Raw genomic sequence first — 14,912 nt, 5'->3', positions numbered from 1 at the left:
GAGATCGCCCGCTCCGTCACCGAAGCCGCCGGCGGCGCCAACGGCATCGCCGACGACATCGCCCAAGTCGCCTCCGCCGCCGACGACACCCGCCACGGCGCCCACAACACCCTCGAATCCGCCACCGCCCTGGCCACCATGGCCACCGAGCTCAAAGCCCTCGTGGCCCGCTTCCAGGTCTGAGGGGGAGGCGTCACCGGGGTCGGCGTGACCCGACCCACAGGGAGAATGGTTGTCGGGGGCAACGGTCGGGAATACCGTTGCTCTCGACAACCTTCTACCCGTCGTGAAGCGAGCAGACCCCGTGACCCAGACGTCCCCGTCCACCCCGGCCCCTCCGGCGGACCCGCCCGTGGCGGACGCGCCGATGACGCACCGCCAGATCCTGGAGGCCATGAGTGGCCTGCTGCTGGCGATGTTCGTGGCGATGCTGTCGAGCACGGTGGTCACCAACGCCCTGCCGACCATCGTCGCCGACCTCGACGGCAGCCAGACCGGTTACACCTGGGTCGTCGTCGCCACGCTGCTGGCCATGACCGCCACCACCCCGATCTGGGGCAAGCTGGCCGACCTGTTCAGCAAGAAGCTGCTGGTGCAGCTCGCGCTGGTGATCTACTCGATCGGCTCGCTCATCGCCGCCTTCGCGCCGTCGATGGAGGTGCTGATCGGCTCCCGTGTCATCCAGGGCCTCGGCGTCGGCGGCCTCACCGCACTGGTGCAGGTCGTCATCGCCAGCATGGTCTCGCCGCGCGAGCGCGGTCGCTACTCCGGCTACATCGGCGCCACGTTCGCGCTCGCCACGGTCAGCGGGCCCCTCATCGGTGGCCTCATCGTCGACTCGCCCCTGGGCTGGCGCGGCTGCTTCTTCGTGGGTCTGCCCGTCGCCGCGCTCGCCTTCGTGCTGCTCCAGAAGACCCTGCACCTGCCCGTGGTGCGGCGCCAGGTCTCCATCGACTACCTCGGCGCCACCCTCATCATGGCCGGCGTCAGCATCCTGCTGGTCTGGGTCAGCCTCGCCGGCAACCAGTTCGCCTGGGCCTCGGCCACCACCGCCGCCATGGTCGTGGGCGGTCTCCTGGTCATCGCCGCCGCCCTCTACGTCGAGGGCCGGGTCGCGGCGGAGCCGATCATCCCGCTGCACCTGTTCAAGGACCGCACCATCGCGCTCGCGACCGTCGCCTCCACGCTCATCGGCGTGGCGATGTTCGGCTCCACCGTCTACCTCAGCCAGTACTTCCAGGTCGCCCGGGGCATGACCCCGACCGAGGCCGGCCTGATGTCGATCGCCATGGTCGGCGGTCTGCTCGTCTCCAGCATCGTCACGGGCCGGATCATCTCCGAGACGGGCCTGTGGAAGCGCTACCTCGTCGGCGGCATGGTGCTGGTCGTGGTCGCCCTGGGCCTGCTCGGCACCATCGACGACACCACCAGCCTGGTCGTCATCGGCCTCTTCATGGCCGTCCTGGGCGTCGGCCTGGGCGCCACGATGCAGAACCTCGTGCTCGCGGTGCAGAACAACGTGGCGCTCAAGGACATGGGCGCCGCCAGCTCCGTCGTCGCCTTCTTCCGCTCCCTCGGCGGCTCGGCCGGCGTCTCGGCCCTCGGTGCGCTGCTGAGCGTGCAGGTGGCCGACAAGGTCGCCAGCGGCCTCGCGGCCATCGGCGTGAGCGGGGGCAGCGAGACCGAGAGCCACTCCATCCCCGACCTGGACACCCTGCCCGGCCCGGTGCGCGAGATCTTCCAGTCGGCCTTCGGCGAGTCCTTCGGCCACCTGTTCCTCGTGGCCACGCCCTTCGCGGTGCTCGCCCTGGTCTGCGTGCTCTTCATCGAGGAGGTGCCGCTGCGCACCACCAACGACCTGGTGCCCGACGAGGCGGCCGACGGGTCCGACGGGGCCTCCGACCCGCTCGACGGCCTCGAGGACGCGCTCACCGACGGCGGGCGCCACCGCGCCGACGCCGAGCACCCCACTACGCTGCGGTCCTGATGACCGCGCGCACGGAGCACCTGATGAAGCTCGAGCAGGAGGTCGGCGTGCTGATCCGCCGGGTCCGCCGCGTGATCGGCGAGCGCGCGCTCGCCGTCCACGAGGAGCTGCAGCCGGCCTCCTACCTCATGCTCAGCTACCTCGCCGACCACGGCGCGATGCGCTCCTCGTCGATGGCGGAGGCCTTCCACATCGACAAGGGCGCCATCAGCCGCCAGGTGCAGCACCTCGCCGACCTGGGGCTCGTGGAGCGCACCCGCGACCCCGAGGACGGCCGGGCCTCCCTGGTCGCCGCGACCGACGAGGCGGTGCGCCGTCTCACCGACGTGCAGGAGCACCGCCGCAAGTTCCTCGACGAGCGGCTCGGCGACTGGGACGAGAGCGAGCTGGCGGCCTTCGCCGACGTCCTCCACCGCTACAACAGCGCGCTCAACCAGCCGACCGACCGCTGACCGGCCGCTGACCGTCTGCCGACGAACCGCCGACCGGCCGTCGGCCCGGGACTCCCGGGACCGGCGGCCGGTCGGTGTCGTACGGCGGGCGGGTGCTCAGTCGCCGGTGGTGAGCCAGACCGCGGTGTCGACCGGCAGCAGGTCGGAGACCGGGCCGCTGCTGGCCACGACGTCGCCGGCGGGGCGGGTCACCGGCGTCTCGCCGCAGTTGACCACGACGGTGAGCGGGCCGCGGCGGAAGGCGAGCACGTCGCGGCCGAGGTCGAGCAGCTCGACCTCGTCGCCCGCGGTCTCCGCGAAGGCACGGCGTGCCGCGAGCGCCTTCTGGTAGAACGCCAGCGTCGAGTCGGGGTCGGCCTGCTGGGCGGCCACCGTCAGCGGGGCCCAGTCGTCGGGCTGCGGCAGCCACGGCTGGGCGTCGCCGGGGCCGAAGCCGTAGGGGGCGGCGTCGCCGCTCCACGGCACCGGCACGCGGCAGCCGTCGCGGCCGACCTCGCCGGTGCGGAACCACGACGGGTCCTGGCGGTGCTCGGGCTCGACGTCGACCTGCTCCAGGCCCAGCTCCTCGCCCTCGTAGAGGTACGACGAGCCCGGCAGCGCCAGCATGGCCAGGGTGGCGGCGCGCGCCCGTGCCAGGCCGACCGCACCGCCGCCGTAGCGCGTCACGTGGCGCACGACGTCGTGGTTGCTCAGCACCCAGGTGGGGCTCGCACCCACGCCGGAGAGCGCCTCGAGGGTGCCGGTGACGACCGAGGCGAACTCCTCGGCCGACCAGGGGGCGAGCAGCCAGGAGAAGTTGAAGGACTGGTGCATCTCGTCGGGGCGCACGAAGCGGGCCATCGACTCGGCCGACTGCGTCCAGGCCTCGGCGACCATCATCCGGTCGCCCTCGTAGGAGTCGAGGACCGTGCGCCAGCGCCGGTAGACCTCGTGCACCTCGGGCTGGTCCCACATCGGCTCGTCGCGCATGGTCCGCTCGACCATGCTGGAGACCGCCTCGGGGTTGATCTCGCCGCTGGCCGGGGTGTCGCCCTCGTCGACGACCTGGTCGCGCAGCGACTCCTCCTTGACCAGGCCGTGGGCCACGTCGACCCGGAAGCCGTCGACGCCACGGTCGAGCCAGAAGCGCAGGACGTCCTCGAACATGTCGCCGACCTCGGGGTTGCGCCAGTCGAGGTCGGGCTGGGTGGAGTCGAAGAGGTGGAGGTACCACTGTCCGTCCTCGACCCGCGTCCAGGCGGGCCCGCCGAAGACCGAGCTCCAGTTGTTCGGCGGCTGCGAGCCGTCCTCGCCCCTGCCCTCGCGGAAGAGGTAGCGGGCGCGCTCCGCGCTGCCCGGCCCGGCGGCCAGGGCGGCCTGGAACCACGCGTGGGCGTCGGAGGTGTGGTTGGGCACGAGGTCGACGATCAGCTTGAGGCCGAGCTCGTGCGCGGTGGCGACGAGACGGTCGGCGTCCTCGAGGGTCCCGAAGAGGGGGTCGATGTCGCGGTAGTCGGCCACGTCGTAGCCGTGGTCCTTCTGCGGCGAGGTGTAGAAGGGCGAGATCCACAGCGCGTCGACGCCGAGGTCGCGCAGGTAGGGCAGGCGCGAGGTGATGCCCGGGAGGTCGCCGATGCCGTCGCCGTCGCTGTCGGCGAACGAGCGGGGATAGACCTGGTAGATGACGGCGTGACGCCACCACTCCGGGGCCTCGGGGCTCTTTGGATCGTTCAAAGTCATGCCCACAAGTCCATCACACGATCCGGCCCCCTGCCCAGCCCTCGCGGGCCGGGCCGGACGGCCTCGTGTCAGCGGTCCTTGATCGCCGCGTAGCGGTCCAGCGCCTCCAGCCGCTCCGCCTTGTGGTCGACGATCGGCTCGGGGTAGCCGGCCGCCTCCCGGTCCTGCGAGGACGGCTCGTGCGGGTCGGCGGCCTCGGCCAGCTCCGGCACCCAGCGACGCACGTAGGCGGCCTCGGGGTCGAACTTGCGGCCCTGGGTCGTGGGGTTGAAGACCCGGAAGAAGGGCGAGGCGTCGGTGCCGCTGCCGGCGGTCCACTGCCAGCCGTGGTTGTTGCTGGCCAGGTCGCCGTCGACCAGCCAGTGCAGGAAGTGGCCGGCGCCCAGCTGCCACTCCAGGTGCAGGTCCTTGACCAGGAAGCTCGCGGTGATCATCCGCACCCGGTTGTGCATCCACCCGGTCGCCAGCAGCTGGCGCATGCCGGCGTCGACGATCGGGAAGCCCGTGCGGCCCTCCTGCCAGGCGGCGAGCTGCTCGCCGGGGGAGTCGTAGGCCATCCGGGCGTACTCCGGCTTGAGGTAGTCGCGCGCCGTCTCGGGGCGCCGCGCCAGCACGTCGGCGTAGAACTCGCGCCACGCCAGCTCGGTGCGGTAGGTCGCCGCGCCCCGCGAGCGGCGCTGCGCCAGGTCGGCCAGCAGCGTGCGCGGGTGGACCTCGCCGTACTTGAGGTGCACCGACATCCGGCTGGTGCCCTCCACCCCGGGGCGGTCGCGGTCGTCGTCGTAGTCGTCGACGCGGTCCAGGAACTCCTCCCAGCGGGCGCGCGCGGCCCTCTCGCCGGCCTCGGGCAGCTCGAGCCCGGCGGGGAGGTCGGGGTCGGGCACGTCGGTGGTGCCGTCCTCGAGCTCGACCCAGCTCCCGCCCGACGGCGGGTCGACCGGCGCCCGCCAGCCGTGGTCGTTCCAGGCACGGGAGAAGGGGGTGAACACCTGGTAGGCCTTGCCGGAGCCGTTGACGACCCGACCCGGCGCCACGGCGTACGGCGAGCCCGTGCGCACCAGCTCGATCCCGGCCTCGCCGAGCGCCTCCTCCACCCGCTCGTCGCGCTCGCGGCCGTAGGGCCCGAAGTCGGCCGCGACGTGCACGCGCCGTGCGCCGACCGCCTTCGCGGCCAGCACCACCCGGCGCACCGGGTCGCCACGCACCACCGACAGCCGCGTGTGCCGCTGCCGCAGCTGCGCGTCGAGGGCGCGCAGCGAGGCGCCGAGGTAGGCGCGGCGGCTCGGCCCGGCCGGGTCCCACAGGTGGGGGTCGAGCACGAAGAGCGGCAGCACCGCCCCGTCGGAGGCGGCCTCGAGCAGCGCGGGGTTGTCGCCCAGGCGCAGGTCGCGGCGGAACCACATCACGGAGGTCGTCGAGTCAGCCACCCGGCGACCCTGCCACCACCGCGTCGCCGCGGCCTCCCCCCTCCGGTCCCGTTCCGCCACGCCGGGCGCCGGTCGGGACGAGTCGCGCGATGGGGGACAATGGGGGTGTGAGCGACCTCATCGACACCACCGAGATGTACCTGCGCACGATCTACGAGCTCGTCGAGGAGGGCATCGTCCCGCTGCGCGCGCGGATCGCCGAGCGGCTGCACCAGAGCGGCCCCACGGTCTCGCAGACGGTGGCGCGCATGGAGCGCGACGGCTTGCTGACGGTGCAGGGCGACCGGCACCTCGAGCTGACCGAGGAGGGTGACCGGCTCGCCACCCGCGTCATGCGCAAGCACCGCCTCGCCGAGCGGCTGCTCATCGACGTGATCGGCCTCGACTGGGAGCTGGTGCACGAGGAGGCCTGCCGCTGGGAGCACGTCATGTCGGAGACCGTGGAGCGCCGGCTGCTGGAGCTGCTCGACCACCCGACCGAGTCGCCCTACGGCAACCCCATCCCGGGCCTGGAGGAGCTGGGCCAGAGCCGGGTCGGGGAGGAGTTCATGGCCGGGGTCGAGTCGCTGGCCGACGTCGCCTCGGCCGAGGAGGGCCGGGTGCTCGTGCGGCGCATCTCGGAGGAGATGCAGAAGGACGAGGCGCTGATGAGCGCCCTGCGCCGGGTCGGCGCCCTGCCCGACAAGACCGTCACGGTGGTGCAGACCGGCGAGGGCGTGCTGGTCGGGTCCGGTGGCGAGACCGCCGAGATCGTCCTCGACGCCGCCGACCACATCTTCGTCAAGCGCCTCTGAGCCTCGGCCGTCGCCGACCGGGCCGTCCCCGCACTGCGGGGATGGCCCGTTGCTTTACCCCTGTGCTGCGGAACGCGCACCACGTGCGGTGTCGGGTGACCGAAATCGCGGCGCTCTCAGGGGCGGGCGGGCATGATGGTGCTCGACGCACGACTCTCGGAGCACTGGTCCAGACCGGTGCGGTGCGCCGTGACCGCCGGCGTCCCCCCTCGTTGTCCCTGCACACGCACGTACCTGGACCTGAGGGAGGTCGCCATGAGCATGGCGAGGGGAGTGCTCGAGATGGAGCTCGTGGAGGTGCCGGCGACGGCGCTCGAGCTCGGTGTGCTCGAGGGAGACATCGTGGTCAGCCACGTCGGCACGCGCCTCACGCGCGGCCTGGAGATCGACGAGGAGGTCGTCGTGCTCACCGCCGACGGCGAGTTCCTCAGCGCCCGCGTGGTCGACCTGGAGTTCGACCTGGCCGACACCCGCTACGTCCTGCGCCGCGGCGTGCGGATGCCCCCCGAGCTGGCCTGGGAGCGCCTCGAGCAGGGCGACGGCCTCGCGCCGCGCGGCCCCGCCGCCGGGTCGGGCGAGTCGGTGCAGTCCCTGCTCGACCTGCTGGGCGACCTGCGCGACCGCGACCGCCGCGACTGACCGGTCGCAGGACCCGACCCGGGTCCGGCCCGGGACTCAGCCGACGCGCCGCGCGGCGAGGTCGGCCAGGAAGCCCGAGCACCCGGCCTCCACGGCGTACGTCGCGAGCGCGTCGCCGCGCGTGGCGCCACGGTTGACCACGACCACCGGGGTGCCGGCGCGCGCCGCCCGGCGCACGAACCGGAAGCCGCTCATCACCGTCAGGCTCGACCCGACGACCAGCAGCGCACCTCCCGCGCCCAGTGCGTCGACGGCGTCGTAGCAGCGCTGCACCCGCGGGGCCGGCACGTTCTCGCCGAAGAACACCACGTCGGGCTTCAGGATGCCGCCGCAGTCGCAGTCGGGCACCACGAAGGACTCCGTGAGCGACGCCTCGAGCTCGACGTCGCCGTCGGGCCGGGTCTCGGCGTCGTCGTGCCCTGCGCCGAAGTCGGGGTTGAGGGCGCTGAGCCGCTCGTGCAGCGCCGCGCGCGAGGTCGTGCGGCGGCAGCCCAGGCAGACCACGTCGGCGATCCGTCCGTGCAGGGCCACCAGGCGCGGGCTGCCCGCGCGCTCGTGCAGTCCGTCGACGTTCTGGGTGATCAGCAGGTCGGGGTCGACCTCGACGAGCGCGCGGTGCCCGGTGTTGGGGTCGGCATGACGCATCCGGCCCCAGCCCAGGTGGCTGCGGGCCCAGTAGCGGCGGCGAGCCTCGGGGGTGGCCACGAACTCCTGGTAGGTCATCGGGGTGCGGGTCGGCGCCTGCGGCCCGCGGTAGTCGGGGATCCCGGAGTCGGTGGAGAGCCCGGCGCCGGTCAGCACGACGAGGTCGCGGTCCGCGAGCAGGTCGAGGGCGGCGGCACGGGTGGCCGGGTCGTGGGCGGTCGCGTCGGGGTCGCGCTGCTGCGACGGGGAGGTCGCGGCGGGGGAGCGGGTGGGCAGCAGGCTCACCGGGCGTACCTCACCTCGGCCCGCGCACGCGCCTTGGCCGCCTCGACCTCGCGGTCCTTGGGCGGCGCGGCGGTCACGAGGTCGTCGAGGAGGTGCTGGGTCAGGTGGGCGATCTCGCGCACGGCGCGGTCGAAGGCCTCCTGGTTGGCCTGCGAGGGCTTGGAGCTGCCGCTCACCTTGCGCACGTACTGCAGCGCCGCCGCCGTGACCTCGTCTCGCGTGGCCGGCGGCTCGAAGTTGTGGAGCTGGCGGATGTTGCGGCACATGCGACGAGCCTACGCCGCCCTCAGCGGGCCGGCGGCTGCTCGGAGCCCGGCGCCGGATCGGGCACGGGGGTGGGCCGGGCCGCGTCGAGCAGGGTCGTGGACCGGTCGGTGAGCAGCACGACCCGGCGGTCGGCCAGCAGCACCGTGCGCACGCCGCGGGCCTCGGTGCCACGCGGCAGGGGCAGGGTGCGGGCCGAGACGCGACCGTCGGTGAGCGACACCACGGCCAGGTGCGGTCGGGTGCGACCCGGTCCGTAGACCACGCTCAGCGCGGTCCGGGCGCCGGGCAGCCAGGTCAGCTGCCGCGGGTCGACCGACGCGCCCAGCGTGGTGCCGGCGGCGAAGTGGTGGACGCCCAGGGGGCGGGGGTCCGCGAGGTCGCCCAGGTCGAAGAGACCGACCTGTGCACCCCACGCGCCGCGGTCGGGCCCCTCGCCGATCCCCAGCAGCCGGCGCGGCCCGAGCGGGTGGAGGTGGGCGGAGAACCCGGGCACCGTCAGGGTCCCGAGCAGCCGCGGCCGGTCGGGGTCGGAGAGGTCGACGGTGTGGAGCGGGTCGACCCGGCGGAAGGTCACCACGATCGCGAGGTCGTCGAACCACCTCACCGACTCGATGCTCTCGAAGCGGCCCAGCCCGTCGACCCGGCCCGCCTCGACGAGCCGGTCGCCGTCGCGGCGCAGGGTGGCCACGGCGTTGGCCGGCCCGGTGCCGGCACCGGGGCCGAGGGCCAGGCGGAGCACCCCGTCGGCCTCGTCCATGGCCCACCGGTCGGCGAGCGTGCCGAGCACCTCACCGGAGGCGACGTAGGAGGTGGAGACGCCCTCGAGGTCGAGCTCGTGCACCGTGGTGAGCCCGGTGCCGGTCGCGCCGGTGGGGTCCCAGCCCGCCCAGGCGGGGGCGGTGGCGACGTAGAGCCGCTCGGCGGAGGCGTAGGCGAGGTCGGTGTCGACCAGCAGGCCGGAGCCGCTCGGGTCGACCAGGCTCCGCGCCGCCGACTCCGGGGTGGACGCGTCGAGGCCGAGCACCGCCAGCGTGCCGAGACCGGCCTCCTGCGACGGCACGGCGACGTCGTCGCAGGTCACGGCGGGCGCGGTGGTCGACGCGCCGTCGGCCGTCAGGTCGTCCACGGTGGCCCCGGGCAGCCAGTCGGCCGCGGTGGCGGCGCGCACGACCCCGCGGTTGGCCAGGGTGGCCGCGGTGCTCCCGCCCGCGCGGCGCGGCGTGGTGAAGGGCAGGTCGGGCAGGCCGGAGGACAGCACGAGCCGCACCACCGTGCCGTGCTGCACCGCCCGCACGAGCCCCGCGTCGTACGCCGTCGACGCGGTCACCCGCGGGTCGGTCGGGTCGGAGACGTCGACGGTCAGGACCCTGGTCGAGGGCGCGGTCGAGGTCGAGGCCGGCGTGCCGGCGATCCGCGGGGTGGTCGCCGCGGCCCGGTCGCGGCCCACGACCACGACGGTGTCGCCCACCAGCAGCAGCTCGGGGTCGACCAGCGACGTCGCGGTCAGGTCGAGCGAGCCGAGCCCGACGACCTGCGCGCCGCCCACGTCGTGGGTGCTCAGCGTGCCGCCGGTCACGCGCACCAGCCGGGAGCCCTCGGTCTTGACCGTGTCGGGCTCGTCGACGCCGGCCTCCTGCACCGTGGTGCCGGTGGCGCTGGGGTCGGCCCGGGTCATGCCCGCGGTGGGGCCGCTCGCCACCCGGTCCGACGCGGCGAGCTCCGGCGCGCCGCCCCGCGCCGCGAAGAAGGGGGAGTCGAGGAAGAAGTACGGGTCCTCCCAGCCGTGGGGGCCGACGAGGTCCTCGCCCAGGTCGGCGTACGCCGCTGCGAGGTCGGCGCACGAGTCGGCGGGTGCCAGGTCGCCGCCGAGCCAGGTGGCCTGTGCGGTCCCGTCGCCGGTGGTTCGGAGGCCGGCGGTCCCGAGGGCGGGGCCGGCCGGGCCGGCGGCGGGCCCGTCGTCCGCCGGCGCTGCGCCGCACCCGGCCGCGAGCGCGCCGGTGAGCAGCACGGCGAGCAGCGTCGCGACCGGGGGGCCGGGCCGCCCGGCGCGGGCCCGACGGGGCGCGACGACGGGGCGGAGGAGGCGGTGCGTGGGGGTGGCGGGCACGGGGCTGTGACGGCGGGTGGCCCGCGCTGGTTCCCGGCGACGGCGCGGTGCGAGGATGACGGGCATGCCCGACTCCCGCGAGCTCGACCTCGTCCTCTTCGGCGCCACCGGCTTCACCGGGGGCCTCACCGCCGAGTACCTCGCCCGCACCGCGCCCACCGGGCTGCGCTGGGCCCTGGTGGGTCGCAGCCGCGACAAGCTCGAGCGCGTGCGCGCCCGCCTGGTCAGGATCGACCCCGCCCTCGCCGACCTGCCGCTCCTCGAGGCCGACGCCACCGACGCCGCGGGCCTGGCCGACCTGGCGGCACGCACGAAGGTCGTCGTCACCACCGTCGGGCCCTACCTCCAGCACGGCGAGCCGCTGGTGCGCGCCTGCGCCGAGGCCGGCACCGACTACGTCGACCTGACCGGCGAGCCGGAGTTCGTCGACCGCATGTACGTCGCCCACCACGCCACGGCTGCCCGCACCGGTGCCCGGATCGTGCACGCCTGCGGCTTCGACTCGATCCCGCACGACCTCGGTGCGCTCTACACGGTGCAGCAGCTGCGGGCCAGCGGTCCGGTGGCCATGCGGGGCGTGGTCCGCGCCAGCGGCATGGTCTCGGGCGGCACCTTCCACTCCGCCATCGGCGCCTTCGCCCGGGCCAAGCAGATGAGCGAGGCCCTCAAGGCCCGCCGCCGTGCCGAGCCGCGACCCGAGGGCCGCTCCTCGCGCGCGGTCGCCGGCAAGCCCCACCGCGACAAGGCCCTCGGTCTGTGGCTGCTGCCGATGCCCACCATCGACCCCCAGGTCGTCGCGCGCAGCGGGGCGGCGCTGGAGGCCTACGGGCCGGAGTTCCGCTACTCCCACTTCGCCGGCACCAAGACGCTGCGCTACGCCGCCGGCGGGGCGCTCGGCGTCTCCGCGATCGGCCTGGCCGCCCAGGTGCGCCCGCTGCGCAACGCGCTCCTCGGCCGGATCAAGCAGGGCGAGGGCCCCGACGAGAGCCGCCGTGCGCGGTCGTGGTTCACCGTCGACTTCGTCGCGGAGAGCGAGGGACGCTCGATCCACACCCGCGTGTCCGGCGGCGACCCGGGCTACTCCGAGACCGCGAAGATGCTCGCCGAGTCGGCGTTGTGCCTGGTGCTCGACGAGCTGCCCGCCACCGCCGGCTGCGTCACCACGGCCCAGGCGATGGGTGACGCGCTCATCGCGCGGCTGGTCGCCGCCGGCCTCACCTTCGAGGTCGTGGCCTGAGCCCCGCCTGGGCGGGTACGTCGGCGCCTAGGCCCACAGCGACCCGGGTCGGCCCCCGTCGAGGGTGACCACGCCGCCGTTGACGATCGCGGCGTGGGGCGAGCAGAGGAACGTCACCGCCGTCGCCACCTCGTCGGCGGTGATCGCACGCCCCAGGGCGTTGTCGGCGGCCTTGACCAGGTAGTCGCCGTCGTCGGCGTTGCGCTCGGTGACGGTGAGGCCGGGGTGCACGCACACGGCGCTGACGCCCTGCGGCCCGAGCTCGTCGGCGAGGTTCTTGGTGAGCGCCACGACCGCGATGTTGCGCACGGAGCCGGTGATCGAGCCGGTCTTGCGGGCGTTCATGCCGGAGACGTTGACGATCCGCCCGCCCCCGTCGAGCAAGTACGCCGAGGCCGCGCGCACGACGCGGGCGTAGCCCAGCGCCTTGGTGTCCATCTCCACCAGGAACTCCGCGTCGTCGAGGCCGGCCAGCCCCGGGGTGCGCCCGCCGCTGGCCCGCGGAGCGGCGGCGTTGACCACCACGTCGAGGCCGCCGAGCTCGTCCGCGGCGCGCTCCACCGCGGCCCGCACGGCGGTGTCGTCGGTGGTGTCGGCCTGCACCGTCACCGCCCCCTCGATCGAGGCCGCGGCCCGCTCCAGCGCCTCGCCGTCGCGGGCCAGCAGCGCCACCCGCGCCCCCTCCGCGCTGAGGCGACGCGCCGTCGCCAGGCCGATGCCGCGGTTGCCGCCGGTGACGAGCGCGCGGGCGCCCGAGAGTCCCAGGTCCATGCGCCCGAGCCTAGGTCGCCGCTGCCAGCACGGCGCGACGTCGTGGCCGGACGGCCGGTCGTGTGGACCGCCGACCGCGCGAGCCGTGGGTGCCCCAGGCAAGAGTCGAACTTGCGACCTTTCGCTTAGGAAGGCGAGCCGTGGTCTGAGCGTTTGCCCAGGTCAGGCGGTGTTTCGGCAGCTCGAGGCCCGAATCCAGGTGAGGCGCTGACCACGCCTGACCATGCCCGACCACGGCCTACAGGTGGTCGATTCGTGGTCTTAGCCAGTTAGGCGCGCGGTGGGAGCGCTAGAACCTGTGCCTTGAACCGATCCGTGAAGGAACGCGTTCGGACGGTATCGCGATTCAGGGCGACTCCTGGAGTCTCCGCTTCGACGGCCTTATCCAATGCCGGCAGAAGCTCGTTCACTAGTTGCTCGGACGCCTGTGCGTCCCAGACGACCTTGAGGAGCTTGTCTAGCTCGGTCTTTGACTTTCGGTCGCCTTGGGGCAACGGCTTGTCACCAAGGACTCGCAACTTCAGCGCGGCTAGGAGTTGGTACCTGGCTGGGGAGTACTTACGGTCTAACCGCTTGTTTCTGAGCAGCCACTCGATGCGGTAGTAGGCGGCCGCGCTCGCATAGTAGGCGAGGGTATTTGTCGATGGGTTGAAAAGATCGTTCTTGCGCGTCTCCCTCAGTTCTCGAACATACCGCCCAGCTCGCGCTGGCTCATCCAGGAACATTGAGGCGTACGTTCGCACAAGCTGAGAGCGAGTCAGGATTCGTGTGCGCTCGATTTCCTGTCCTGCGTATTGCTTCGACCTTCGTTCATAATGCAATTCTTGCCCTGCAGGAAACGTTGTAAACAGGGCCTCAAGATCTTTGTGGTACTGCTCCCTAGCCTCGAGATCGTCGTCCGATACTGCAGTTTGCCGATTTGTGGCGGCAGTGATGCCGGCAATGACATCTTCGTCTTGAGATTGAATGAGGCGTAGGCTCACATGGACGTCGTCGTTCAACTGATCCTTCGCGTGAAAAAGCACGTGGCACGTCTGACAGCCATTCACAATCTGGAAATCGCTGATGGAGAACTCGTCGCCTGCTGGAGTCAACGAACGGGTCACGATCGTCACGCCGTTGTTCAGGACTGAGAACTGACTCTTCCGAGTAGTGTCGTTCAGTGACGCCAGGATCTCCTGGTTGACAGGGTTGAAGTCTTGGAAGTCTCGGACGTTGTCGAAAAAGAGGCTTTTGCGGATGCCGCCGGAGCCATCTGTGATCATCGCGACGAGGTCTTTGGCGGCAAGAACGCCGATGAAGGCTTGGTTTACGCCCGGCATCTTGGGCAGGGTGAGCCGCTTGTCCATGCTGAACTGCGCTGTGACTGCGGACGTCGAAGCCTGATGCTGGTCGCGCAGTTGGCGCGCCCCAACGGCCTCCACCACGACCTTGTCGAAGTAGTTGGTGTCGTCAAGGACCTTGATCGCCGACTGTCGCTTCTCCTCCAGAAGTGCGTCACCTACAACGCCTGTCGTCGCGTACCTGACAATGACAGTAGGGAGCCCATTCGTGAATTTCGACAGATCGGCGAATACGTGCTTTATTGCCTCTCTCAAGTTCACGACATCTGCATTTGCCGGATACCTTAAAGTGTCATCTTTGATCAGGTGTCGTAGGTTGTCCGCGAGGTCGGTAAAGACGGCCGCAGTGAATGACTCAGGCCTCTTTGCCTGGATGAAGATGAACTTCACATCAAGTTGCTTCGAAGCGCTGACGGCCTGCTCAACGTCGACGGCATCAAGAAGTAAATCGCCGTTGATGACAATTGCAGCGATATCGACGCCCAGATCGCCGCCCGCGCCGATCACGAAGTCGAGCGGGTTGAACTCCTCATCGTAGAAAGCGCTCAAAGTGGCGTTCGCTACGAAGGCTTCGAACTGAACTGACTCTTCCAGGGCCGTAATGCCCTGTTCTTGGGCGAACGTGCTCGTAAGCGACTTGACGATCTGATCCACAGTTCTTCCTTTCGGCTAGCCGTGCCGACTGCGTAGGTGAAGCCGCGTGCGTCCGGGCTGGCCCGCCTGAACCTGTTCCGGACAGACTCGGCCTAGACAGTAGACGGTCGGACCGCCGCTGACCTGCGCAGACGCTCCGACAGCTCGCCATTCGACCACGCAAACGACCACCACGCGCCCGCTGCCCGCCCCTTCCTGTACCTTTCCCGCGCTCTCCCCGCGGGCACCGCCACGCGCGCGCAGACGGCGGGCAGAACGCGCGCCGCTGGTGCACCGGCAGGCAGGCCGCACTCGGTGATCTGGCCCGGCTCGGGCAGGCGCAGCGAACTTTCTCAGCGACCGTCTCCCCAGGTGGTCGCCGAGACGGGCCGACGGGTCCCAGATTCGCTCTGAACATTCGCCGCGATCTTCTGCACCTTGGTCTCTCCGGGGGCCCGACAGCGGGTCCCACGACAGGCCAGGAGGTCAGCATGTCCACCACCGCCACCGCCACCGCCACCCGCAAGCCCGCCACCCGCAAGCCCGCCACCCGCAAGCCCGCCACCCGCAAGCCCGCCACCCGCAAGCCCGCCACCCGCAAGCCCG

General features: G+C 72.1%; 12 protein-coding genes and 1 pseudogene. 6 read left to right on the top strand and 7 right to left on the bottom strand.

Going from position 1 to position 14,912, the window contains the following annotated elements:
• The 3 genes and pseudogenes from ASF50_RS19340 to ASF50_RS18200 form a co-directional block, all read left to right on the top strand.
• A pseudogene (locus tag ASF50_RS19340) lies at positions 1-183 on the top strand (chemotaxis protein); the annotation flags it as partial.
• A gap of 184 nt (positions 184-367) precedes the next feature.
• Positions 368-1,987, top strand: coding sequence for an MDR family MFS transporter (locus tag ASF50_RS18205; RefSeq protein WP_082503379.1), 1,620 nt, complete (start codon positions 368-370; stop codon positions 1,985-1,987).
• The gene (locus tag ASF50_RS18200; protein ID WP_228941182.1) at positions 1,987-2,439 is read left to right on the top strand and encodes a MarR family winged helix-turn-helix transcriptional regulator; all 453 of its coding nucleotides are present in this window, start codon (positions 1,987-1,989) and stop codon (positions 2,437-2,439) included. Before ASF50_RS18205 ends, ASF50_RS18200 begins: the two co-directional genes overlap by 1 nt.
• Before the next feature lie 96 nt (positions 2,440-2,535).
• Here the strand turns inward: ASF50_RS18200 and ASF50_RS18195 are convergent, their stop codons facing one another.
• Together ASF50_RS18195 and ASF50_RS18190 are read right to left on the bottom strand one after the other, a co-directional pair.
• On the bottom strand, positions 2,536-4,158 hold the full coding sequence (locus ASF50_RS18195) for an alpha-amylase family glycosyl hydrolase (RefSeq protein WP_056865704.1): 1,623 nt from the start codon (positions 4,156-4,158) through the stop codon (positions 2,536-2,538).
• A gap of 68 nt (positions 4,159-4,226) precedes the next feature.
• A complete protein-coding gene (locus ASF50_RS18190) occupies positions 4,227-5,585 on the bottom strand; it encodes a cryptochrome/photolyase family protein (protein WP_235557747.1) in 1,359 nt (452 codons plus the stop codon).
• A 107-nt stretch (positions 5,586-5,692) separates the two neighbouring features.
• On the opposite strand from ASF50_RS18190, the gene ASF50_RS18185 reads away from it, so the two are divergent.
• Together ASF50_RS18185 and ASF50_RS18180 are read left to right on the top strand one after the other, a co-directional pair.
• Complete coding sequence (locus tag ASF50_RS18185; protein WP_056865706.1) at positions 5,693-6,379, top strand: metal-dependent transcriptional regulator; 687 nt, start codon at positions 5,693-5,695, stop codon at positions 6,377-6,379.
• Between the two features lie 255 nt (positions 6,380-6,634).
• The gene (locus ASF50_RS18180) at positions 6,635-7,018 is read left to right on the top strand and encodes a hypothetical protein (protein ID WP_156698073.1); all 384 of its coding nucleotides are present in this window, start codon (positions 6,635-6,637) and stop codon (positions 7,016-7,018) included.
• A gap of 36 nt (positions 7,019-7,054) precedes the next feature.
• Here ASF50_RS18180 and ASF50_RS18175 read toward each other — a convergent pair whose 3' ends face one another.
• The 3 genes from ASF50_RS18175 to ASF50_RS18165 are packed head-to-tail and all read right to left on the bottom strand — an operon-like array spanning position 7,055 to position 10,223.
• Positions 7,055-7,948: an NAD-dependent protein deacetylase gene (locus ASF50_RS18175; RefSeq protein WP_082503378.1), complete on the bottom strand. Its 894-nt coding sequence runs from the start codon at positions 7,946-7,948 to the stop codon at positions 7,055-7,057.
• A complete protein-coding gene (locus ASF50_RS18170; protein WP_056865708.1) occupies positions 7,945-8,214 on the bottom strand; it encodes a DUF2277 domain-containing protein in 270 nt (89 codons plus the stop codon). Before ASF50_RS18170 ends, ASF50_RS18175 begins: the two co-directional genes overlap by 4 nt.
• Before the next feature lie 20 nt (positions 8,215-8,234).
• Positions 8,235-10,223, bottom strand: a complete 1,989-nt coding sequence (locus ASF50_RS18165; protein ID WP_156718397.1) for a beta-propeller domain-containing protein — start codon at positions 10,221-10,223, stop codon at positions 8,235-8,237.
• 163 nt (positions 10,224-10,386) lie between these two features.
• Here ASF50_RS18165 and ASF50_RS18160 point away from each other — a divergent pair, with 163 nt between their 5' ends.
• Positions 10,387-11,559 (top strand): saccharopine dehydrogenase family protein, encoded by a 1,173-nt coding sequence (locus ASF50_RS18160; RefSeq protein WP_056905476.1) that lies wholly within the window; start codon positions 10,387-10,389, stop codon positions 11,557-11,559.
• 27 nt (positions 11,560-11,586) lie between these two features.
• On the opposite strand, the gene ASF50_RS18155 is transcribed toward ASF50_RS18160, so the two are convergent.
• Together ASF50_RS18155 and ASF50_RS18150 are read right to left on the bottom strand one after the other, a co-directional pair.
• Positions 11,587-12,330 carry an SDR family NAD(P)-dependent oxidoreductase gene (locus tag ASF50_RS18155; RefSeq protein WP_056905475.1) on the bottom strand — a complete coding sequence of 248 codons (744 nt, stop codon included), beginning with the start codon at positions 12,328-12,330 and terminating at the stop codon, positions 11,587-11,589.
• A 269-nt stretch (positions 12,331-12,599) separates the two neighbouring features.
• Entirely contained in the window at positions 12,600-14,327 is a 1,728-nt protein-coding gene (locus tag ASF50_RS18150; protein ID WP_056905474.1) for an AIPR family protein, read from the bottom strand.
• Positions 14,328-14,912: the final 585 nt, after the last annotated feature.

This window comes from Nocardioides sp. Leaf307 (assembly GCF_001423135.1).
Lineage (GTDB): Bacteria > Actinomycetota > Actinomycetes > Propionibacteriales > Nocardioidaceae > Nocardioides > Nocardioides kribbensis.
Note: the sequence above shows the minus strand (reverse complement) of the source record. Positions and strands in the feature narration are given on the sequence as shown.